Here is a 22441-nt window from a genome sequence, read left to right on the forward strand (position 1 = left end):
TCCTACGGCGGGTATGCGCGTTGCCATCGTCACGGTCGGCGACGAGTTGCTCGTCGGCGACACCGTGAACACCAACGCCGCCTGGCTGGGAGAGCGACTGCACGAGCGCGGCGTCGACGTCGAGCGGATCACGACGCTGCCCGACCGCGTCGCCGACATCGCCCGCGTCGTCAACGAGTACCGCGCCGAGTACGACGCGGTGATCGTCACGGGCGGCGTCGGCCCGACCCACGACGACCTGACCATGGACGGCGTGGCCGCCGCGTTCGGTCGCGAAGTCGTCGAGAGCCAGGAGGTGCTGGACTGGCTGGAAGCGGCGGGGGGCTACGTCGCCTCCGACCTCGCCGAGGGGACCGCGGACATCCCGCGCGGCGCTCGACTGCTCGAAAACCCGGAGGGCGTCGCGCCGGGCTGTGAGATCGGGAACGTCTACGTCCTCCCGGGGGTCCCCACCGAGATGAAGGCCATGTTCGAGACGGTCGCCGACGACTTCGCAGGAGAGATCAAACACGTCGTGACCGTCGTCGCGGACGAACCCGAGAGCGCCCTCTTGGACCGCATCGCAGACCTGCGGCAGCGGTTCGACGTAACCGTCGGGAGCTACCCCGGCGACTCCGTCCGCGTCAAGATTCAGGGCGAAAAGGGGGACGTCGAGGACGCCGCGGCGTGGCTGCGCGAGCGGGTCGACGCGCCCGAATCGGAGTGAATCTGTCGGTCTACCGGTAGAGGACCTTCCACCAGATCGCGGTCAGGAGCAGTCCGCCGAACAGTAGCACGTACCCGGCGAGATTGACGAGTCCGCCCTGCACGCCTTCCTGCAGTGGGATGAACATGGCCGTGCTTTCGGACCGTCCGATGTAAAACCGCCCGATTTTCCGCCGGACTCCCTGCGGAAATCGGTGTCGGCCGATGCGGGTCGCTTTTGACCGCACCTCCCCAATCACGGGCAATGCGATGGATCGGCGTCGTCGTCAACCCGATCGCCGGCATGGGCGGGCGCGTCGGGCTGAAGGGGACCGACGGGAAAGTCGACGAGGCACGCGAGCGCGGCGCCGAGCCGCGCGCCCCCGAGCGGGCGCGGGCGGCGCTGGACGCGCTCGCCGAGACCGATTCCGGCGTGGAGTTGCTCGTGTTCGCCGGTCCCATGGGCGAAGACGCCGCTCGCGCGGCGGGATTCGATCCCGTCGTGGTGGGCGAACCGGAGGGTGAGCGGACGGGAACGAGAGAGACCACGGCGGCTGACACGCGTGCGGCCGTCCGGGCGTTCGTCGACCGCGACGCGGACCTGATCCTGTTCGTCGGCGGCGACGGGACGGCAGTGGACGTGGCGGAGACGCTCGACGAGATCGACAGCGAGATCCCGATCCTCGGCGTGCCGGCGGGCGTCAAGATCTACTCCTCGGTGTTCGCGGTGCGTCCGAGGGAAGCCGGGATCGTCGCCGCATCGTTCGACGACGTCGAGACCGGCGAAGTCAACGACGTCGACGAGGACGCCTACCGGGCCCAGGAGGTGTCCACAGAGCTGCGAGCCATCGCGAAGACGCCGGTCGCCGAGGAGCGCCAGGCGAGCAAGCAGACCGGCGGCGGGACGGTCGAGACCCTCGCCGAGGGGGTCGCCGAGGAGGTCGAGCCCGGCGTCACGTACGTCCTCGGCCCCGGTGGGACCGTCGGAGCGATCAAGGCGAACCTCGGTTTCGAGGGGACGCCGCTCGGCGTCGACGTGTATCGCGACGGCGAGGTGGTCGTCCGCGACGGCGGCGCGTCGGCGATCGAGGCGGCGCTGGGCGACCGGAACGTGGTCGTCGTCTCGCCCATCGGCGGCCAGGGGTTCGTCTTCGGGCGCGGAAACCAGCAGATCGCTCCCGACGTGATCCGTCGGTCGGACGTCGAGATCGTCGCCACCCGCGCTAAACTCGACGGTCTCGACGTCCTCCGCGTCGACACGGGCGACCCCGATCTGGACGCCGAACTCCGCGGCTGGCATCGCGTCCGGGTGGGTCGCTACGAGCGCCGACTCGTGAAGATCGAGTAACCGCAGCGATATTCGACCGCGTTCTGCGCCGATCGGACCCCCTCTACGACCGGGTGTGCCACTCCCTCAGCCGGAGAGCGGGAGGTTTCTGGACGTGTGTCCAAGAAGAGTAATAGTATTCGGACGAATATTATACCGTGTATAGATACAATTAAGGTCACGAGTAGATAAGAAAGGGTATGGAAACACGGAAAGTCCAGCGGCTGGGTCCGTCGACGCTGGCGATGACCTTGCCTGCGAAGTGGGCCAAAGAGCACAACGTCGAGAAGGGCGACGAGGTGTCGCTACGGATGGGCGGCAAGGGGACGCTCACGGTGATGCCGGAGTCGGTCCAGGGCGAGGAGTCCGAAGCGATCATTCACGCCGAGGACCTGAACGCCGACGCCCTGGAGCGGGCCATCCTCTCGCAGTACGTGCTCGGTCGACGCATCATCCACGTCGACGCCGGCGAGAACGGCACCCTGGAGAGCTCGCACATCAACGCCGTCTACAACGCCGAGACGCAGCTGATGGGCCTCGGCGTCGTCGAGGAGACGCCCGAGCGCATCGCCATCCGCTGTTCGGTCGATCCGGAGGACTTCACGCTCGACAACCTCCTCGAACGCCTGGAGAGCACGGGCTCGACGATGCGGAACGAGGCCGTCAAGGCGCTCGCTCACGGCAACCCCGACCTCGCCCAGCGAGCGCTGAACCGCGAGCGACAGGCGAACAAGATCTTCGTCCTGCTCCTGCGGCTTATCTTCACCTCCTACCAGAACCCGAACCTCGCGCGCGCCGTCGGCCTGAACGACGGCTTCCCGCTCATCGGGTACCGCTCGATCGCGAAGAACCTGGAACTCACCGCCGACAACGCCGAGGATATCGCCGAGATCGCCCTGGAGACCGACGGGCACTCGCTGAACGTCGACTCCGCGACCATGCGGCGCATCCGGGAGTTCACCGACCAGGTCAACGAGATCACCGAGCGGGCCGTCGAGGCGGCCGTCGAGCGCGACTACGACATCGCCGTCGAGGTCCGCGAGATGTTCGCGCAGGTCGGCGACCGTGAGGCGGAGATCCTCTCGGACCTCGACGAGATGTCCAACGAGGACGTCCTCCAGGTCCGCGAGGTGCTCGTCAGCCTCCAACAGACCGCCCAGTACGCGGTCCGCAACGCGGAGATCGCCACGAACCTCGCGCTCAACGAGGAGTCCGAACACACGACGATCCAGTCGGACTCGACCGGCGACTGAGGCGGTTCCGCCGTCGTGACTGTCCGCGACCGCCGACGGGCTCGGGCGTTCTCCGGTCCGTCCGGATCCCGGTGAATTAAGTACTGAGTGACGGAATACTCGGGCATGACTGAGGCAGCCGCTGGGTCTGACATGAGCATCGGGCTGGGACTGGCGTTCGCAGTCCTCGCGGTCGTCGGCGCCGCAGGGATGCTGGTGGCGTACCACGACCAGGTCGTCGCGGGCTGGAGTTTCGCGCTGGCGATAGCCGGCGGCGTGCTCTCCATCGCGGCCATTCACCTGTACGGTCATCGGAACGCGTAAGGAATTGTTAAGGGCGTTCGAGACCTACAGAGAGCCATGAGCGAACTCGGCGAGGAGGATAGAGAGATTCTGGATTACCTGCGCGACAGCGTCTCGCGCGGGCAGAGTTATTTCAGAGCCAAGAACATCGCGGACCACATCGGTCTGTCCTCCAAGCAGGTCGGTGCGCGCCTGCCGAAACTCGACGAGGAGTCCGACGAAGTCGAGATCGAGAAGTGGGGACGCGCGCGCTCGACTACCTGGCGTGTCACGCTCAGTTAACTGGCTTTTTAGGTGACGCGGTCCGAAGTGGGGCCATGACTGTCCGGGTGGAGCGGTCGTTCGAGTTACCGGCCGACCGCGAACGAGTCTGGGAGTTCATCGCCGATCCCGGGAAACGAGCCAGCGCGATCAGCGTCGTCGACGACTACACCGTCCACGACGACGGGAGCGCGACCTGGCACATCCGGCTCCCGATCCCCGTGGTCGACAGGACCATCGCCATCGAGACCGAGGACGAGGAGCGTCGCGCCCCCGAGTACGTCCGCTTCGTCGGCCGCTCGAAGGTGATGAACGTCGTCGGCGAGCACGAACTCACCGAGACCGAGACGGGGACGGAACTCACCAACCGCTTCGTCGTCGACGGGTCGCTGCCCGGCGTCGAGCGCTTCTTCAAGCGGAACCTCGACGACGAACTCGACAACCTCGAAGCCGCGCTCGTCGAGGACCTCGAGGTCGAAGTGTGAGACTCGCGCTGGCGCAACTCCGGATCGAGCGCGGAGCGGTCGAAGACAATGTCGAGCGCGCCCGTTCTGCGGTCGCCGACGCCGCCGCGGCCGGTGCGGATCTGGTCGCGCTCCCGGAGATCTTCAACGTCGGCTACTTCGCGTTCGACCTCTACGAACGCCGCGCCGAGAGCGTGACCGGGCCGACGGTCTCGGCGCTCGCCGAGAGCGCCCGCGAGCACGGCGTCGGCGTCCTCGCGGGCAGCATCGTCGAGGACCTTGCGGCCTCCCGCGAGGCCGGCGTCGAGACGCCCGCGCCGGAGGGGTACGCCAACGCCTCCGTGTTCCTCGACCGCGACGGCGAGCGCCGGGCCGTCTACCGGAAACAGCACCTCTTCGGCTACGGGTCGGCGGAGCAGGAGCTGCTGGTCCCCGGCGAGTCGCTCCCGACCGTTGCGTTCGACGACCACGTCGTCGGGATGACGACCTGTTACGACCTGCGATTCCCCTCGCTGTACCGCGACCTCGCCGACGCGGGCGCGACGCTCGTGCTCGTGCCCAGCGCGTGGCCCTACCCCCGCGTCGAGCACTGGCGGCTGTTCCCGCGGACCCGCGCCGTCGAGAACCTCTGTTACGTCGGCGCGGTGAACGGCGTCGGGACGTTCGACGAGTCGACGCTGCTGGGTCGCTCGGGGGTCTACGACCCCTGGGGGACGACGGTCGCGAGCACTGGCGACGAGTCGACCCTCCTCACCGCGGACGTGGACCGCGACCGCGTCGAGGAAGTCCGGAGCGACTTCCCCGCGCTCGACGACCGCCGCCGATAGCTCAAGCGGGTCTTTGATCCCACGGTATCCATTTACATGCGCCGCCGGATCGACCCGGTATGGTTCGGAAATCAGCGCTGCTCGTCGTCGTGCTCGTCGTTCTGGCGGGCTGTTCGGGAATGGGCGGGAACGACGGCGGCGATGGCGCCGCCGACCTCCAGGCGGACCGAGGTGCCGACGCGGGCGCCGGCGGCGGCGATGACGGCGGCGACGGGGCAAGCGGCGGTGGCGGCGACGGCAGCAAAGAGCCGGCGAACGAACAGTTCAGCGCCGACGACGCCGAGGGCGGAGGCGCGGCCGCCAGCGTCGATCGCGCGCTCATCAAGACCGGAACGGTGCGGGTCGAAGTCGGGAACTACTCGGCGGCCGAGGCGGCGGTCGAGTCCCGGGCGGCCGAACTCGGCGGGTACGTCTCGTCGTCGGAGGCGACGCTTCACCGCACCGACAACGAGACCTGGCGGACGGGCTACGTCGAGGTGCGCGTCCCCTCGTCCAACTTCACCGCGATGTTCGAGTCCTCGCGCGGGCAGGGAACCGTGCTGTCGGCCGATTCGAACACGAAGGACGTGACCGACCAGCTCGTCGACCTGAACGCTCGGCTGGAGAACCTCCGAGCCCAGCGCGACCGACTTCGCTCGCTGTACGAGTCGGCGAACACGACCGAGGAACTGCTGCACGTCCAGGAGCGGCTCTCCTCGGTCCAGGGCGAGATCGAACGCCTCGAAGCCAAGAAGCGCTCGCTCCGGGACCAGGTCGCCTTCTCGACGCTCAGAGTCGAGCTCCGGGAGCCCGAACCCGAACCGGAGTCACCGCCGACGGGCGAACGCACGCCGTTCCACGAGCAGTCGCCCGTCGCCGTGTTCCTCAGTTCGGTCGCCGGGCTCGTCCGATTCGCCCGCACCGCGTTCATCGCCGGCGTCGCCGCGCTCCCCTGGGTCCTGGGCATCGGACTCCCGGCGCTGCTCGCAGTTCGGGTCGGCCGCCGATTCGGTGGCGCCTCGCGGCTCCCCGTCGTCGGGGGTCGGTCTGATTCTGCGAGATTCACGGAACGGGACGGCGACGTCGTCGGTGACGTTCGGCCGCCCGCTGAATCTGGTCCAGGGATGGAGCAGACGGAGTCAGACTCGGCTGGAGACGAACCAGACGACTCCGCAGATACCGACGGTTCGGACGGGAACTCCGAGTCCGACGGCGGCGAGGTCGACGACAGCTAATCGACGATCGGTCACATGCGGTCGCTTTCGTCCGTCGTCGCCGCACGCCACCGTCCCTCAGTCACGAAGTTTATACCAGTGGACCCGTTACAGACACCTGCCGGCGAGACGCTTTTCACGTCGTACCCGGCACAACAACCGCGCTCGGCCAGGCCACGTCGACCGGCCGCGGCACCTGTCCGGACAGGTCGTCCGCGGCCCGCCTCCTCGTCCACGGCTCGTCTCCTCTCGCTTTCCGCGTTCGAGTAGTGCCGTCTATTCGTCTGGGGGTTGTATCCGGGTTCGTGACTGCCGCTCGACAGACAGACCCGCTGGAGACGACAGCAGGCGTCGAAAGCCCTTGGTCCGCTCGCTAGCAGTCGGAATCGCAGACGACGACAAGCGATGAAAGCCCTCGGTCCGGTCGGGCGGTCTGTGCGGGATATCCTCGGTCGCTGTCGCTCCCTCAGATAGGGCCCGCGCAGACCGCCCGACCGTGCTCACGGCTCGCTTCGCTCGCCGTTCGCCAATCGTGGCGCTCCCTGCGTCTGCTCACGGGCGGCGAAGCCGCCCGTTCGCATGGTATGAGGGACCTTCGGTCCCTCACTAATCGCGCCACGCGCGCCTCGCCCTTTCAGTCCGCCGGAAGACTCACTCCGTTCGTCTTCCGAACCGTGACTCGCTCCGCTCGTCACGACGCCAGGAGAGCACGCTCTCCTGAGCCCGCGCTCACTTCGTTCGCGCGGACATCAGGGACAGCAAGACCGCCCGCACAGTACCGCACCGCGCCACACGCCTCCCCAACCGACTGCGGTGCTTCCTCGCTCCGCAGGCTCCGCTCGGTGCGCTCCTCATCCCTCGCACGATTCCTGTCGCGTGACGAGACGCGCGACAGCGCGCGCCAAAATCAATGTCGCTTCCTCGAAACAGCGTTCTCAGTCCTCTTCGGTCTTGATGTCGGCCGAAAGGCCCTGCGCCATCTGGATGTCCTTCGAGTTGTTGAGCGTCCAGGCAGTCCGCTCGGTGACGGCTTCGATGACCTCGCGGGCGCTCGGGGAGCCCTTGCCCGACTTCTTCACGCCGCCGAAGGGGAGCTGGACCTCCGCGCCGATGCAGGGGAGGTTCCCGTAGGCCAGTCCCACTTCGGCGTGGTCGCGGTAGTAGTTGATCTCGCGGTAGTCCTCGGAGACGACCGCGCCGGCGAGGCCGTACTGGGTGTCGTTGTGGATCTCGACCGCGCGCTCGATGTCGCCGTCGTACTCCAGCAGCCCGACGTGCGGGCCGAACACCTCCTCGTGGGTACAGCGCAGGTCGGCGTCGGGGTCCGCCTCGTAGACGAACGGCCCGACCCAGTGGCCGTCCTCGTGGCCGTCGGGGATCTCGTCGGCGTCGAGATCCGTCCGGTCGACGAGGACGTTCACGCCCTCCTCGCGGGCGAGATCGGCGTATTCCTCGACCTTCACCCGATGGGGGTTCTCGATGAGCGGCCCCATGAACGTGTCCTCGTCGAGCGGGTCGCCGACGGCCACGTCCTCCGCGAGGTCGACGAACCGCTCTTTGAACTCGTCGTAGACGTCGGTGTGGACGATGAGGCGCTCGCTGGAGACGCAGCGCTGGCCGGTCGTCTTGAACGAGGACATCACCGCCGAGTGCACCGCGATGTCCAGGTCGGCGTTCGCGGTGATCACGATGCCGTTCTTGCCGCCCATCTCCAGCGCGGCGTCGCGGCCGGGCACGCCGCCGAGCTTCTCGTCGATCTTGTGACCCACTTCGGCGGAGCCGGTAAACAGAATCGTCGAAACGCGCTCGTCCTCGACGATGGCGTTGCCGGCGTCGCCGAAGCCCTGGACGACGTTGAACACGCCGTCGGGGACGCCCGCGTCGACCATCATCTCGGCGACGATCTGGCCGCACCAGGGCGTCTGCTCGGCGGGCTTCCAGACGACGGTGTTGCCCTCGACCAGCGCGACGGCCATGTGCCAGAACGGGATGGCGACCGGGAAGTTCCACGGCGTGATGCAGCCGACGACGCCGCGGGGCTTGCGCCGCATGTAGGCGTCCTTCGCGGCGATCTCCGAGGGCACCACGTCGCCGTGAGGGTGCCGAGCGTTGCCGGCCGCCCACTCGACCATGTGGGCGGCTTCCACCACGTCGGCGCGGCCCTCGCTGATCTCCTTGCCGCACTCCCTGGTGACGATTTCGCCGAGTTCGTCGGTGCGGTCGCGGAGTTCGTGGTAGACGTCCCAGAGCACTTCGGCCCTGTCGATGTAGGACATCGCACGCCACTCCTCGTACGCGCCCTCGGCGGCCGATACCGCCCGCTCGACGTCCGCGGGAGTCCCCTGGTAGAACTCGCCCAGCGTCTCACCGGTCGCCGGATTCTGACTGACGAACGTCTCCTCGCTCTCGCCCGCCGTCCACTCGCCGTCGACGTAGTGCCGGTGGGGCTCCTCGGGCTGGTCGCTCATGATTCCGGTAAATCTTGCACCGGCGACGTGAAAAAGGCACCCGTCGGGCGCGTCCGACCCGGCCGGCCCCTTGCGGTTTCAGCCGGGCTGAACCCGGCGCGTCCGTTCGCTACTGCGCAGCGTCGATCCGTTCGAGTGCCGACTCGAAGTCGTCCTTCCCGATGACGACGTCGTCGGCTCGCTCGTTGGCTTCCGCGGGGTCGACGCCAGCGGCGACCTCGCTGATGGCCCGCATCGACGCCGCGCGGACCAGCGACTCGACTTGCGCGCCGGAGAGTCCCTCGGTCTCGGTCGCGAGGTCGTCCAGGTCCACGTCGTCGCCGAGCGGCTTGCCCTCGGTGTGGACGGCGAGGATCGCTCGCCGGCCCTGCTCGTCCGGGTTCGGCACTTCGACGTGCTGTTCGAGCCGGCCCGGTCGCAGGAGCGCGTCGTCGAGCATGTCCCGCCGGTTCGTCGCCGCGAGGACGACGATGTTCGGGTTCTCCGCTGCGCTGTCGAGCTCGGTGAGGAGCTGCGACACGACTCGCTCAGTCACCTCGCTGCCGTCCATCCGACCGCCCGCGATGCCGTCTATCTCGTCGAAGAACACGATGGCCGGCGCGGTCTGGCGGGCGCGGTCGAACACCTCGCGGACCGCCTTCTCGCTCTCGCCGACGTACCGATCCATGAGTTCGGGGCCGGCGACGCGAATGAAGTTGACGCCACTCTCGCCAGCGACTGCGCGGGCCAGCAACGTCTTGCCCGTGCCGGGCGGCCCGTAGAGCAACACGCCCGAGGGCGGGTCGGTGTTCGTCGCCGTGAACAGCGGGCCGTACTCCAGCGGCCACTCGACGGCCTGTTCGAGCGTCGACTTCGCCTCGGCCAGCCCACCCACGTCGTCGAAGGTGACCGTCGGCGACTCGGCGACGTACTCGCGCATCGCCGATGGCTCGACCGCCCGCATCGCCGCCTCGAAGTCCTCACGCGTGACCTGCGGGTCGTCCCGCGTCCGCCGGAGCGCGTGCATCGCCGCCTCCGTTGTCAGCGTGTGGAGGTCGGCGCCGACGAACCCGTGCGTCCGGGACGCGACTCGTTCCAGTTCAACGTCGTCGGCCAGCGGCATCCCACGGGTGTGGACGTCCAGGATCTCGCGGCGGCCGGTTTCGTCGGGGACGCCGATCTCGATCTCCCGATCGAAGCGCCCGCCACGCCGGAGCGCGGGGTCGATGCTGTCGACGCGGTTGGTCGCGCCGATGACGATGACCTGCCCGCGCTCCTCGAGCCCGTCCAGCAGCGTCAGCAACTGCGCGACGACGCGGTTCTCCATGTCCGAGTCCTCGTCGCGCTCGCCCGCGATCGCGTCGATTTCGTCGATGAAGACGATCGCGGGGGCGTTTTCCTCGGCGCGGGCGAACGCCTCGCGCAGGCGCTCCTCGCTCTCGCCCTTGTACTTCGAGACGACCTCCGGCCCGGAGATCACGTCGAAGTACGCGTCGACCTCGTTGGCGACGGCGCGGGCGATGAGCGTCTTCCCCGTGCCGGGAGGCCCGTGCAACAGCACGCCGCGGGGTGGTGAGATCCCGAGGCGAGTGAACAGGTCGGGCTCGGACAGCGGGAGCTCGATCATCTCCCGGACCTGATCGAGTTCGTCGTCCAGGCCGCCGATATCCTCGTAGGAGACGCCCGTCCGCGAGGCCGACTCGTCGGGCGTCGATCCGGATCCCGACCCGTCGGCCGAACCGGCGGAGCCGCCGGTCCCGCCGGTCCCGACGCCGCCCGCTCCGCCGGTGCTTCCCGTCCCGCTCGCCGCGCTGGCGTCCGTTCCGCCGGTCCCGGTCCCGCCCTGGATCGGCGGCAGTACGGTGATGTCCGTCTCGTCGGTGACGCGCACCGCACCGGCGGGGTCGGTCCCCGAGACGGCGAACGCGCCGACGCCGTCGATGTGGACCTGCTCGCCCTCGCGGAGCGGCCGGTCGAGCAGCGCCCGTCGGACGGCCGACTCCTGCTGTTTGTCGTCCAGTCCGACCGTCTGCGCGAGTCGGACGGTGAGGCTGTCCGCCTCGCGGACGGAGGTCTGTTCGACGGTGACCGTGTCGCCGATGTTCACGCCCGCGTTGGCGCGCGTGTCGGCGTCGATGCGGATGTACGCGCCGTCGCCGCTCTCGGGCCAGGCCTTCGCGACCGTCGCTCGCTCGCCCTGGATGACGAGCGGGTCGCCACTCAGCACCCCGAGTTCCGACCGGACGCGCTCTGGGACTCTCGCGATCCCGCGACCGGCGTCCCGCTTGTTCGCGCCCTCAACGGAGACCTCGATGGCGTCGCCGCTTCCCATATCCGCCCTATCGGGCCGACGCTCTTTATGCTTCCTCAACCACCTTTTTGGCTCGGGGGTCGCTCGCGATGCTTGCGACCCCCGAGCCAAAAAGATGGGGCAAAAAGGCCGCATCTCGGCCTGCGGCCTCGATGCGGTGTCCGCAGGAGTGAGCACCGCGAACGACTGCGGGTTCCTCAGCGCTTCGCCTGGCGGCGAATCGCACTCACTCCGTTCACGCGACTGCTCACTGCAGCGGAACGAGGGACCACGCCAGTCGTCGACGTATCCACCTGTCGAGAGTGGCGTGCTGAATACAGAGAATCTATTCAGCACGTCTCCTTCTATCAATAGCTGATGTCGCTTCTATCACAACGAGTTAAGGTGGTATCTGTTGGCACGTAACGATTCGTCCACCCCGTTCGTACTAGTATTGATGCCTGGTATCACTGGTCAAGGGACAACCGCTCTCTTGGCCGAAATACAACCACGCATTGGGGGAAATCCATGGCTACAGAAACCAAAGCTGACTCGACTCAGATCGACGAGCAGAAACTGAACGAACTAGTGGAGACGTCGCTCGTCGACCTCGGTGCGACAGTTCACGCCTCGCTGGCCATCATCGGCGACGAACTCGGCCTCTACGCGGCACTCGACGACGCCGGGCCGCTCACGTCCGCCGAACTGGCCCAGGAAACGGACACCGCAGAGCGCTACGTCCGCGAATGGCTGCGTTCACAGGCCGCCGGGGGATACGTGACCTACGACCCCGAGACCGACCGATACGGTCTCACCCCCGAACAGGCATACGTGTTGGCCAACGAGGAGAGTCCGGTATTCATGCCGGGGGCGTTCCAGCTGGTCGCATCGGCGGCCCAGATCGAACCCGATCTCCGCGAAGCGTTTCGGACGGGGGAGGGCATCGGCTGGCACGAACACGACGACGACGTATTTCACGGTACGGAACGCTTCTTCGGACCGTCTTACGGGGCGTACCTGATCGACTGGATCGAGTCGCTCGACGGGGTCGACGAGAAGCTGCAAGCGGGCGGCCGGATCGCCGACGTCGGCTGTGGACACGGCGCACCGACGATCCGCATGGCCGAGGCGTACCCCGACTCGACGGTCGTCGGCATCGACTACCACCAGGAGTCGATCGAGGTGGCGCGCGAGCGGGCGGAAACTACGGGCGTCGCCGACCGGGTCGACTTCGAGGTGGCGACCGCGTCAGCGTACGATGGGACCGACTACGACCTCGTGACGATGTTCAACTGCTTCCACGACATGGGCGATCCGGTCGGGGTGGCGGCCCACGTTCGTGAGACCCTCGCGGACGCCGGGACGTGGATGATCGTCGAGCCCTACGCCGAGGACCGGGTCGAAGACAACCTCACGCCGTTCGGCCGCCTCGCGTACTCGATTTCGACAGTGGCCTGTACGCCGAACTCGCTCGATCAGGAGGTCGGTTACGGACTCGGCGCCCAGGCGGGAGAGCAACGCACCCGCGACGTAGTCACCGAAGGCGGGTTTACTCACTTCCGCCGGGCAGCTGAGACACCGACCAGTCTGGTCTTCGAAGCGAAGCCGTAACGTCACCCTCGATCGATTTTTTCGACCACTTCAGACCTCTCGGTGGTCACTTCGAACTCGCAACCGACCGTCGGGCAGACCGGAGAAACGCCTTTACCGGTTGCCGACGCACACCCTACCATGGTCGTGACTACCGAGCGCGACGAGATGACCTGGTACAAGTGCGAGGCCTGCGGGTTGATGTTCGACGACCAGTCCGACGCGCGACAGCACGAGGAGAACTGCGACGCCGAGGAACCGTCGTACATCCAGTGAGGGGGCCGGCGGACCGAGGGGAGGGAGACTGACCGAACCAGGCGGCCGCTACGCGTTCTCGACGATCTCGTAACTGCGCTCGCCCATCTCGTCCTCGGCGAAGACGAACACGCGCCCGTCGACGACCGACAGGTCCGCCTCGATCTCGACGCGGTGGGCCTCGGCGCGGGCGGTCACTCCCTGGAACAGCGTCTCCTCCGCGCCGTCGTCGATCATGACGCGGCCGACGCCGGTCTCCTGCAGGATGTCGTCGTGGGTGTTCAGGTCGTTGATGTAGAGCATGATGCCCTGCGTCTCGGTCTCGTCGGTGACCAGCACGTGGACGTCCTTGCCCGGGCCGGCGCGGACGCTGTCCTCGACCGCCGTCGGGACGCCGCGGTAGAAGACCTCTCGCCCGTCGTGATACTCGACGGCGACGCCGTCCTCGGTCAGCTCGACACCCAGCGTGTCCGGCGGCACGTCGTTGCGCGCGCTCATACCCGACAGTTCCCGCCAGCGCCCCAAAAGCACCGCGTTCCCCTGCCGGGCGGCCGGGACACCTCCGCCCCGGGCCGCTTGCCGGATTTCCGACGAGCCCGCTCACGTCTGTTCGCTCCCTCGCCGACTTCCCGTTCTCTTCGTTCGCGGGAATCCCACAGAGGTAAATACCGCCCGGGAAGACAGGCAGACGATGGAAGGACAGGCAGTCGCTCCCGCGGCGGGGACGGTGCTGAACGCGCTCGCGACCGGCACCGGGTCGGCCTTCGCCATCGACGAGTACACCACTGCGACGGTGGAACTCGACCCCGAGGCGGACGCCGTCACCGGCACCGTCGCCGAGGACCCTGACGCCGACACGGCGCTGATCGAGCGGTGCGTCGCCGCCGTCACCGACCGCTTCGGCGACGGCGAGGGCGGCCGCGTCCGCACCGAGAGCGACGTGCCGATGGCGTCGGGCCTGAAGAGTTCGAGCGCCGCCGCGAACGCGACCGTGCTGGCGACGCTCGACGCGCTCGACGCCGCCGACGCGGTCTCCCGCGAAGACGCCTGCCGCATCGGCGTGCAGGCCGCCCGCGACGCCGGCGTCACGGTCACCGGCGCGTTCGACGACGCCAGCGCGAGCATGCTGGGCGGCGTCACCGTCACCGACAACACCGCCGACGAACTCCTCGCCCGCGAGGAACGCGACTGGGCGGTGTTGGTCTGGACGCCGCCCGAACGGTCGTTCTCCGCGGACGCGGACGTCGAGCGCTGCGAGCGGGTCGCGCCGATGGCCGACCTCGTCGCCGACCTCGCGCTCGATGGCGACTTCGCGCGGGCGATGACGGTCAACGGCCTGGCGTTCTGCGCCGCGCTCGACTTCCCGACCGACCCCGTCGTCGAGGCGATGCCCGTCGTCGAGGGCGTCTCGCTGTCGGGAACGGGACCGAGTTTCACCGCCGTCGGCGAGCGCGCGGCGCTGGAGACGCTGCGCGAGCAGTGGAGCGAGCGCGAGGGCCGCACCTGGCTGACGACGACGCAAACGGAGGGCACACGAATCACATGAGCGACGACGAATCCACCCAGTACGCCGAGGAGATGAGCCTGGACGAACTGCGCGAAGAGATCCGGACGATCGACCGCGAGATCGTCGAGTTGATCGCCCAGCGGACCTACGTCGCCGACACGATAGCGCAGGTCAAAGACGAACGCGACCTGCCGACGACCGACGAGGACCAGGAACAGGCCGTCATGGACCGCGCCGGCGAGAACGCCGAGCAGTTCGACGTCGACTCCAACCTCGTCAAGGCCATCTTCCGCCTGCTCATCGAACTGAACAAGGTCGAGCAGCGCGAGAGCCGGTAGTCGAATCGAGCAGACGGTTCCCGTATCCTCCACTTAGCTATACTCGTTCACAGAAAGGGGAAGTCGAAATAGGCGAGATCTCAGGTTGGGCCTGGGGCCGTTATCGTTACCTCGAGATCGATACCCAGGTCGTGCCCGGAGATTGGCCCGTTGTCGACGATGTTCTGCGGTTCCATGTCTGGATGGCCGATGTCCCCGTCTAGTCCCGTCCCGAGGAGTGCACCGGTCAACGGAAGCGGTGGACGACCAGGAGCCCGCACGACATCACCGGGATCGTCTCCGACGACGATTCGCATGCCCATCCCGCCCCACTCGTGGGGGGCACAGAACAGGTCGTACACGCCTTCTTCCTCGAAGCGATAGAGCCAGAACCCGTGGTGCTCGTTGACCGTCGACGAGAACGCCGGAACGCCGTCGGGGACGCGTTGCTGGCGCTCTTGATCAGTGTGGTACGCCGTCGCCGAGTGTTCCGGCGTTTCGAACTCGAATTCGACTATTGCCCCTGGATCTACGTGGAGTCCCACGGGGGCGAAGTGGAACGCACCGAACTCGACCGTTAGAGCCGGGAGATTCGAATCGTCGATTTTGTCCTCGTCGACGTGGAGTTTCACCGTCTCGTCCGGTTCCAACCGGTCCGGAATCTCGTCCTCACTCGTCCCTGAATAGCCGAAGTGGGAGTGGATCTTCGGTGGCCGGGCGGTATCGGTCTCGTCCCGCACGTTTGACGGTTGGCAGGCACTCTCTTTCGCCTTCGCGGCTCCTCCGAATATCGGGAGCGCCGCACCGAGTCCGGTAGCTCTGAGCACGGCTCTACGTCGACAGATCGGTCGACTGTTCGACGTGTCTGATTTCTCCATTCGTTGGTCTGATGATCGTGTCATTGTCGATTTCGAATCGTATTGCTGGAAGTTACTGGTGTAATCTGCGGTGTCGGTTAGTCAGGAAGCCGGTATCCCAACACACGTCCGAGGACGGCCAGGGCCCTGAAGGCCCAATGCGGCGGGCTCACCGCGTAGATATCCTCCTCGTGTTCCGTCGTCAGCATCGCTAACAGCAGGATGTCGTTGAACCCCTCCGGAGGCAATGACACCCCTCGCTCGGTGACGAGCCGATGGAACCTCCGAAAGAACTCCTCGTGCTGTAGCGCGGGCTGGTGGACGTTGACGACCTCAACCGGCGTCTTGTTCCTGAACGTGTGTGGCGTCCCCGGCGGGACGATGTGTTCCTCACCAGCCGAGACGTCCATCCACTCCCCGTCCACGTACACTTCCAGCACACCTGAAACCACCTCGTAGCGCTCTTCGGCGTGTGGATGGGTGTGGACGAACGGGCCGTCTTCAGGGACGGTTTCGATGTCGAACCTCATCTCCAACAGTTCGCCGTTTGTATCCGCTGTCGATCGCGTGATCTCCCAGTAACCTGGGAAACCGCCCCAGTCGAGGATTCGGTCCTGCTCGCCGCAATCTACTGTCGTCGTAGCGTTGCCCCCGCCAACACCCTCGCCGTTCGGCATTGATTTCCTTGTCATGGTCCGTGGTCACCTCCTGTAGCGTCCATTCCGCCGCTCGATATCGCCCCGGGCGCTCCACGTCACGGACGCCAGTTGCTCGATTCTGACCCGAGCCGAGCAGCTAATGCTATCGGCGGGACCGGGTTTATTTGTTAGGAGAATAATATTTCTCTGAGCGAACGAGACGTATCCGGGTCACGAAACGACGGCGTCAGTCCGGGGTTCTCGGTCGAACTCGACGATATTCATCTCATCGTCCAACGTGAGAGTGAACGCCGTCGTCTCGACCTCGATACGAAGTGATACGCGGAGGGGCTCCGTCGAAACGTCCGTCTCGACGTTGTTCTGAAGCAGTTCGATGGCCTCGTTTACCGCAGGTGATTCGATGTCTAGCTCGGGGCTGCCTGTCAGTTCGGTCGCAAGGACGAGACCAGTCACAAACATCTCGACCGGTAACCGCTTGGCGAACCCACAGGTATCACACTTCATGTCTGCCCAAACCGGGAACGGTGTTCTACAGGTGTCGCAGGGCTGACCATCCTCCACTTCGTGCGCGTCACAGACCGTCACCGACGACGAGATCTGGCCCGCACACTCGCGACAGATACCGTACATCAGATAGGTTATGTCCAGACCACACCGATAGAGACCGGTTGCGAGCGCTTGCTCGGAGTCACGGGTCGTCAGACCCGCTGCTGGATAGCTCGTGAGGAAGAGCGTCCCAGTCGGTGCCTGATCGCCGAACAGTCCGTAGCACTCGGTACACCTGACTCGGAGCCATTGATCCTCGTAGGTGACCGCAACGGCTGCCCCGCATAACGGACACCTCTCCTCTAGCTCCCGAGAGAAGTCGAGGTGCCCCGTACCGGATACGGCTATCACCGTTCTGGCGATCTGCTTCCCTGCACTGCTCAGCCGGTATCCGTCGTCACTTCGTCGGACGAAATGAGGAGCGAGTTTCGAGAGGTGGTAGTTGAACTTCCCGTTATCGTCGACGTCGATCTCGGCCTGTAACTCTGAATACGGCACTGTCTCGACGGCGTCAGAGCCGTCGTCGTATTCGTAGGTGGCACCTGCCCGCCAGAGTACGCGGATGACGTCTAGCCGTATTTCGTTCCCCAGAATGGCGAAGGCCTCGTCCGGGGAAAGCTCGTCGAGTTCGAGATCGGGAGTGAATCGAGTTTGTCCCATGCTAACGATACACACTCAAAATTCATAAAACGCACCTCCAGACTCCCGTCACCGGCGCTCCGTCGGAAACGCTTCGACATTGCCACTGAGTGCATACGGACGGCTTCGCCAGTGCACACACCCACAGCCGAAGTTCCTTATGTTCTCCGCGGGGAAACGATGCGTATGGCCGACTACGAACTCGACGAGACCGACCGGGAGATCCTCGCTGCGCTGCAGGAGGACGCCCGGAATCTCTCTTCCGGCGAGATAGCCGAGCGGACGGAGGCGTCGTCGAGCACGGTCCGAAAACGCATCCAGCGGCTCGAATCCGAGGGGGTCGTCAAGGGGTACAGCGCCGACGTCGACTACCAGAAGTCCGGCTACCCCCTCCGAATGTTGCTGTTTTGCACCGCTCCCATCCCGGAACGGGGCGATCTCATCGAGGACATCCTCGACATCTCGGGCGTCGTCTCGGTCCAGGAGCTGGTCACGGGCGAGAAGAACCTCCTCGTGACGGCCGTCGGCGAGGCAGACGACGACATCACGCCCGTCGCGCAGGAACTCCTCGACATGGGACTGACCGTCGCCGACGAGGTGCTCGTCCGCAGTCACGAGTCCACGCCGTTCGACGACTTCTCCTCGCGGTGAGGACGGCCACCGCCCGATCCCCACGGGAGCGCGTTCTCGACGGCCTGTCCATCGTAACGACCGGTTCGACACCGCTATCGCGCTCGGGACGAACGAACTGTCGAACGGGGGCGGAGACTGACGACCGGATCGTATGAGACTGTTCGGTTTCCACGTCTCCGAGACCAATCTGTTCTCGACACGGGCGTGTCGTCTCGGCCGCTCGCTTCTGAGTCCCCATCGTCGCGTCTCCGGCGCCTCTCCAGACCGCTGCGGAACACCCGACATTCGGCCGTTTCGTTCGTTTCAGGATTCTATCGACCGGCCGAGAGAGGTAGTACACCTTAATGACCATAATGTTCTTTCAATACTTTCTACCGAACAAATTCGTAATATCGAAGAACATAATAACCAGATTGTTCTAACGTAGTGCAACGACGACCAGTTCGTGTGAGGTGGGCGCGATTCAGCGCCGTGGAAGCGAGACAGACTGGTCGGGGATCCAACCGATGACTGGCCAAACGCGAGCGAACGACGCCGTACAGCCCTCTGAGAACGCGACTCCGTCGGCTTCGTTCCTCCCCCGAGCGACGACGGCGGCGGTCTGGGTCCTCTTCCTCCTGAGCGTGGGGACGCTCGCGCTGACAGTCACCGGTCGGTCCGCGTGGGGGTTCGCGGGCGCACTCGTAATCGACGGGCTGACCGCGGTCGTGTGGGTCGTTGTCACCTTCTTCAGCGGGATCGTCCACAGCTACTCCCGCCGCTACATGGCCGGCGACCGCTACCTCGACGCCTTCTTCGCCCGCATCTTCGCGTTCACGCTCGTCGTCATGACGATGACCGCGGCCGACCACGTCGCGCTGTTCGCGGGGGCGTGGCTGGCGATGGGACTCCTCATGACCTCGCTCATCGGCCACGTCCGCGACTGGCCGCAGGCCCGGGCCGCGTCCCGGACCGCTCGTCTGTACTTCCTCGCCAGCAGCGGGCTGCTGACCGCCGGTCTCCTCACGCTGGTGTGGGCGACCGGCGCGACCTCCATCACCGGGATCCTCGGTCAGGTCGAGACCCTCCCCCGGGCCGTCGCGCTCGTCGCCGTCGGGTGCGTCTTCCTCGCGGCGATCATCCAGTCGGCGCTCTTCCCGTTCCACTCCTGGCTGCTGTCGTCCATGACCGCGCCGACGCCGGCGTCGGCGCTGATGCACGCCGGGTTCGTCAACGCGGGCGGCATCCTGCTGACTCGCTTCGCGCCGCTGTTCGCCGGCGAGACCGCCGTCATGTCGGGAATCGTCGTCGTCGGCGCGCTCAGCGCGCTGCTCGGGCAGGCGCTGCTCCTCGTCCAGACGGACGTCAAGCGCAAACTCGGCGCCTCGACGATGGCCCAGATGGGCTTCATGATACTGCAGTGCGGGCTCGGCTTCTTCGCCGCCGCCATCACCCACCTCGTCCTGCACGGGTTCTACAAGGCGTACCTGTTCCTCTCGTCCGGCGAGGCGGTCGAGCAGACGGCTCCCAAGAGCGCGAAACGCGAACGCCTGTCCGTCCCGGGCGCCGTCGTCAGCCTGCTCACGGCGCTCGGCGGCGGCGCCCTGTTCGCCGTCCTGACCGGGAAGGGGACGCACATGGACAGCGGGCTCTTCCTGGCGTTCGTCGTCGTCCTGACGACCATGCACGCGGCGCGCGACGTGCTCCGGCGGCCGTCCCTGTCGCCGTCGGTCAGGCTCGTCAGCGTTCCCCTCGTCGTCCTGACCGCCATCGGCGCCTACGGCGTGCTGTTCAACGCCGTCTCGACGGTGATCGCGGGCGCGCCGATGGCGAAGGCGCCGACCGAGCTGACGGTCGTCCACGTCGGCGTCGCCGCCCTGTTCGCCCTGTCGTACCTGGCGACGGAGCTCGGCTGGCACCGCTCCAGCGGGCGCCTCTACGTCGCGCTGTTGAACCGCTCGCAGCCGGATCCGGACACGATTCTCACCCGCAAGGAGGACTACAATGACGCTTGAACGCACCACCCTGGAAGACAGCATCGACCGCGCGGCCGAGACCGTCGGCTCGGTCTGGCCGCTGCATTCGTTCGTCACGGCCAACCCCCTCGCGGGGTTCGAGGACCGACCCTTCCACCGCGCCGTCGCGGAGGCCGGGCAGCTGTTCGGCGGGCGCGGCTATCCCCGGCCGTCGGTGTTCCGCCGGGCCTGGGAGCAGGGCCGAATCGATCCCGACGTACTGGCCGAAGCACTCGACGTCCACGGCGTGTCCGGGGAGCCGGAAGCCCTGCTCGACGAGATGGCCGCGGTCGAATCGGAGCGGGGGACCGAGCCCGACACTGCGACGGAGACAGTCGACCGCGTGCTATCGAAGTGGCTCGCCGCGTTCCTCGACCAGGGACAGGCCCAGTGGTCGATGCCGGGCCGCGAGCAGGGATTTTACGCCGCCTGGCGCGACCTGGCACCGTACGACGACGAGGTGCCCGGCTGTGACGCCCCCTCGGACCTGCCCGAGATCCCGACGGCGGCGCTGGAGTCGGTCCTCTCGGACTACCCGCAGGGGCGCTGGGAGGCCATCTTCGAACAGCACCTCGCCGCGCTGCCGGGGTGGACCGGGTTCATCAAGCAGCGGGCCGACGGGCACGCCGGACCCTGGCAGGAAGCGTGCCCGATCTCGCTGCTGGAGTACCTCGCGGTGCGGCTGACGCTGGCCGACCTGCTGGACGCGCCCGTCGAACCCGACGAGAACGAGGGCGAAGCCTCCGACGCAACTGAGGGGGCCGACAGGGACGTTCCGCTGCCCGAGATCTGGCTGACCGCGTGGGAGAAAAGCTACCGGAGTCGCCTGCTCGACGGCATCGACGAGTCGGTCACGAAGCCCTCCACTGAGAACGACGAGCGGCCGGCCGCACAGCTCGTCTTCTGTATCGACACCCGCTCGGAGGTCGTCCGTCGGCACATCGAGACCGCCGGCCCGTACGAGACCCACGGATACGCGGGGTTTTTCGGCATCCCCATGCGCTACGAGGGGTACGACTCGGCCGTCGATATCGACGCCTGTCCCCCGATCGTCGACCCGCAACACCGTATCGCCGACCGCCCGGAACACGACCACGACGACAGGGCGGCGCACGACCGCTGGACCCAGGTGGCGTCGGCCGGCCGGAAGCACCTCAAGTCGCTCAAGACCAACGTCGCCGCCGCGTTCACCTTCGTCGAGGGCGGCGGGAGCGCCTACGGCGCCGCGATGGCTGCGCGGACGCTGGTCCCGTCGGCCGTCGCCGACCTCTCCGCCGCCGTCGACGAGCGGGTGCCGTCTCGGAACGAGTTCTGCTCGCCGGCGCTCGACCGCCGCGCCGACGGGGGAGCCGAAGGCGTTCTCCCGCAGGGGATGACCCTGGAGGAGAAGGTCTCCTACGCGGAGACGGCGTTCGACCTGATGGGCTGGGCGGAGTTCGCCCGGCTGGTCGTCTTCGCCGGCCACGCGAGCGAGACGACGAACAACCCGTTCGATTCGAGCCTCGACTGCGGCGCCTGCGCCGGCAACCCCGGCGGCCCGAACGCTCGCGTGCTCGCCGCGATCTGCAACGACGAGGAGGTCAAGACCGAACTCCGCGAGCGCGGGTTCGACGTCCCAGCGGACACCGTCTTCCTCGCCGGCGAGCACAACACGACGACCGACGAGATCACGCTGTTCGACGACCAGGTGCCCGAGAGCCACAGCGAGGATCTCGGCCGCCTCCGCGGGGACCTCGAAGACGCGCGGGCCGGCGCCGCGGGCGAACGCGCGGAGTCCATGCGGGGAAGCGACCCCGACGAGGCCGTCCGCGACACGGAGCGCCGGACGGCCGACTGGGCGGAGACCCGCCCCGAGTGGGGGCTTGCGGGCAACGCCTCGTTCGTCGTCGGCCCGCGCGAGTTGACCGAGGACCAGGACCTCGACGGCCGGGCGTTCCTGCACTCCTACGACTGGACGACGGATCCGGACGGGGAAGCTCTGGAGGCCATCGTGACCGGCCCGCTCGTCGTCACCCAGTGGATCAACAACCAGTACTACTTCGCGACGGTGGACAACGCCGTCTACGGGAGCGGGTCGAAGGTCACGCAGAACCCCCGCGGCAACGTCGGCGTCGTGCAGGGCAACGGCGGCGACCTGATGACCGGGCTCCCGCTCCAGTCGCTCATGCTGGACGACGAGCGACCCTACCACCAGCCCCTCCGGCTCACGGCGGTGATCCACGCCCCGGTCGAGCGCGTCACCGATATCCTCGCTCGCCACGAGGAAGTCGCGGAACTGTTCGACAACGGCTGGATCTCGCTCACGGTCGTGAACCCCGAACAGGACAACGCCGCGTTCCACTACCAGGGCGATCTGGAGTGGGAGCCCACCCTGGCGAAGCCGCTCGTCCACTGAATAGGCGTCTCGGATCCCCTC

Annotated in this window: 21 protein-coding genes; 15 read left to right on the forward strand and 6 right to left on the reverse strand. The window is 67.0% G+C overall.

Annotation, left to right across the window (positions count from 1 at the left end; genetic code table 11):
- Nucleotides 1-13: 13 nt before the first annotated feature.
- The 8 genes from ACMGFH_RS05550 (at nucleotide 14) to ACMGFH_RS05585 (ending at nucleotide 6312) form a co-directional block, all read left to right on the forward strand.
- Nucleotides 14-706: a competence/damage-inducible protein A gene (locus tag ACMGFH_RS05550; RefSeq protein WP_415381825.1), complete on the forward strand. Its 693-nt coding sequence runs from the start codon at nucleotides 14-16 to the stop codon at nucleotides 704-706.
- A 243-nt stretch (nucleotides 707-949) separates the two neighbouring features.
- Nucleotides 950-2032: an ATP-NAD kinase family protein gene (locus ACMGFH_RS05555; protein ID WP_415381826.1), complete on the forward strand. Its 1083-nt coding sequence runs from the start codon at nucleotides 950-952 to the stop codon at nucleotides 2030-2032.
- A gap of 179 nt (nucleotides 2033-2211) precedes the next feature.
- Nucleotides 2212-3264 carry a PhoU domain-containing protein gene (locus tag ACMGFH_RS05560; RefSeq protein ID WP_415381827.1) on the forward strand — a complete coding sequence of 351 codons (1053 nt, stop codon included), beginning with the start codon at nucleotides 2212-2214 and terminating at the stop codon, nucleotides 3262-3264.
- Between the two features lie 105 nt (nucleotides 3265-3369).
- Nucleotides 3370-3567: a hypothetical protein gene (locus ACMGFH_RS05565; RefSeq protein ID WP_415381828.1), complete on the forward strand. Its 198-nt coding sequence runs from the start codon at nucleotides 3370-3372 to the stop codon at nucleotides 3565-3567.
- A 36-nt stretch (nucleotides 3568-3603) separates the two neighbouring features.
- Nucleotides 3604-3828: a hypothetical protein gene (locus ACMGFH_RS05570; RefSeq protein ID WP_274323849.1), complete on the forward strand. Its 225-nt coding sequence runs from the start codon at nucleotides 3604-3606 to the stop codon at nucleotides 3826-3828.
- A gap of 35 nt (nucleotides 3829-3863) precedes the next feature.
- A complete protein-coding gene (locus ACMGFH_RS05575) occupies nucleotides 3864-4292 on the forward strand; it encodes an SRPBCC family protein (RefSeq protein ID WP_415381829.1) in 429 nt (142 codons plus the stop codon).
- A complete protein-coding gene (locus ACMGFH_RS05580) occupies nucleotides 4289-5098 on the forward strand; it encodes a nitrilase-related carbon-nitrogen hydrolase (RefSeq protein ID WP_415381830.1) in 810 nt (269 codons plus the stop codon). The genes ACMGFH_RS05575 and ACMGFH_RS05580 overlap by 4 nt, the downstream gene beginning before the upstream one ends.
- A gap of 59 nt (nucleotides 5099-5157) precedes the next feature.
- The gene (locus ACMGFH_RS05585; protein WP_415381831.1) at nucleotides 5158-6312 is read left to right on the forward strand and encodes a DUF4349 domain-containing protein; all 1155 of its coding nucleotides are present in this window, start codon (nucleotides 5158-5160) and stop codon (nucleotides 6310-6312) included.
- A 914-nt stretch (nucleotides 6313-7226) separates the two neighbouring features.
- Here the strand turns inward: ACMGFH_RS05585 and ACMGFH_RS05590 are convergent.
- Nucleotides 7227-8759, reverse strand: coding sequence for an aldehyde dehydrogenase family protein (locus ACMGFH_RS05590; RefSeq protein WP_415381832.1), 1533 nt, complete (start codon nucleotides 8757-8759; stop codon nucleotides 7227-7229).
- 109 nt (nucleotides 8760-8868) lie between these two features.
- The gene (locus ACMGFH_RS05595; protein WP_415381833.1) at nucleotides 8869-11070 is read right to left on the reverse strand and encodes an AAA family ATPase; all 2202 of its coding nucleotides are present in this window, start codon (nucleotides 11068-11070) and stop codon (nucleotides 8869-8871) included.
- Between the two features lie 486 nt (nucleotides 11071-11556).
- Between ACMGFH_RS05595 and ACMGFH_RS05600 the strand changes: the two genes are divergently transcribed.
- Together ACMGFH_RS05600 and ACMGFH_RS05605 are read left to right on the forward strand one after the other, a co-directional pair.
- The gene (locus tag ACMGFH_RS05600; RefSeq protein ID WP_415381834.1) at nucleotides 11557-12639 is read left to right on the forward strand and encodes a class I SAM-dependent methyltransferase; all 1083 of its coding nucleotides are present in this window, start codon (nucleotides 11557-11559) and stop codon (nucleotides 12637-12639) included.
- Nucleotides 12640-12759: 120 nt separating this feature from the next.
- Nucleotides 12760-12894, forward strand: coding sequence for a hypothetical protein (locus tag ACMGFH_RS05605; protein ID WP_268895806.1), 135 nt, complete (start codon nucleotides 12760-12762; stop codon nucleotides 12892-12894).
- Nucleotides 12895-12942: 48 nt separating this feature from the next.
- On the opposite strand, the gene ACMGFH_RS05610 is transcribed toward ACMGFH_RS05605, so the two are convergent.
- Nucleotides 12943-13371 (reverse strand): DUF5796 family protein, encoded by a 429-nt coding sequence (locus ACMGFH_RS05610; RefSeq protein ID WP_415381835.1) that lies wholly within the window; start codon nucleotides 13369-13371, stop codon nucleotides 12943-12945.
- A 193-nt stretch (nucleotides 13372-13564) separates the two neighbouring features.
- Between ACMGFH_RS05610 and ACMGFH_RS05615 the strand changes: the two genes are divergently transcribed.
- Nucleotides 13565-14419: a shikimate kinase gene (locus ACMGFH_RS05615; protein ID WP_415381836.1), complete on the forward strand. Its 855-nt coding sequence runs from the start codon at nucleotides 13565-13567 to the stop codon at nucleotides 14417-14419.
- Entirely contained in the window at nucleotides 14416-14718 is a 303-nt protein-coding gene (locus tag ACMGFH_RS05620) for a chorismate mutase (RefSeq protein ID WP_382260925.1), read from the forward strand. Before ACMGFH_RS05615 ends, ACMGFH_RS05620 begins: the two co-directional genes overlap by 4 nt.
- An 80-nt stretch (nucleotides 14719-14798) precedes the next feature.
- Here ACMGFH_RS05620 and ACMGFH_RS05625 read toward each other — a convergent pair whose 3' ends face one another.
- From ACMGFH_RS05625 to ACMGFH_RS05635, 3 genes are all read right to left on the reverse strand, one after another.
- The gene (locus ACMGFH_RS05625) at nucleotides 14799-15437 is read right to left on the reverse strand and encodes a plastocyanin/azurin family copper-binding protein (RefSeq protein WP_415381838.1); all 639 of its coding nucleotides are present in this window, start codon (nucleotides 15435-15437) and stop codon (nucleotides 14799-14801) included.
- Between the two features lie 215 nt (nucleotides 15438-15652).
- Nucleotides 15653-16246: a cupin domain-containing protein gene (locus tag ACMGFH_RS05630; protein ID WP_415381839.1), complete on the reverse strand. Its 594-nt coding sequence runs from the start codon at nucleotides 16244-16246 to the stop codon at nucleotides 15653-15655.
- Nucleotides 16247-16423: 177 nt separating this feature from the next.
- Nucleotides 16424-17419, reverse strand: coding sequence for an ArsR family transcriptional regulator (locus ACMGFH_RS05635; RefSeq protein ID WP_415381840.1), 996 nt, complete (start codon nucleotides 17417-17419; stop codon nucleotides 16424-16426).
- Between the two features lie 165 nt (nucleotides 17420-17584).
- Between ACMGFH_RS05635 and ACMGFH_RS05640 the strand changes: the two genes are divergently transcribed.
- The 3 genes from ACMGFH_RS05640 (at nucleotide 17585) to ACMGFH_RS05650 (ending at nucleotide 22420) form a co-directional block, all read left to right on the forward strand.
- Nucleotides 17585-18049, forward strand: coding sequence for an Lrp/AsnC family transcriptional regulator (locus ACMGFH_RS05640; RefSeq protein ID WP_415381842.1), 465 nt, complete (start codon nucleotides 17585-17587; stop codon nucleotides 18047-18049).
- A gap of 488 nt (nucleotides 18050-18537) precedes the next feature.
- Entirely contained in the window at nucleotides 18538-20025 is a 1488-nt protein-coding gene (locus ACMGFH_RS05645) for a proton-conducting transporter membrane subunit (RefSeq protein ID WP_415381843.1), read from the forward strand.
- A complete protein-coding gene (locus tag ACMGFH_RS05650; protein ID WP_415381844.1) occupies nucleotides 20015-22420 on the forward strand; it encodes a DUF2309 domain-containing protein in 2406 nt (801 codons plus the stop codon). Before ACMGFH_RS05645 ends, ACMGFH_RS05650 begins: the two co-directional genes overlap by 11 nt.
- Nucleotides 22421-22441 lie beyond the last annotated feature (21 nt).

Source organism: Halosimplex rarum (genome assembly GCF_047715405.1).
GTDB classification, from domain to species: Archaea; Halobacteriota; Halobacteria; order Halobacteriales; family Haloarculaceae; genus Halosimplex; species Halosimplex rarum.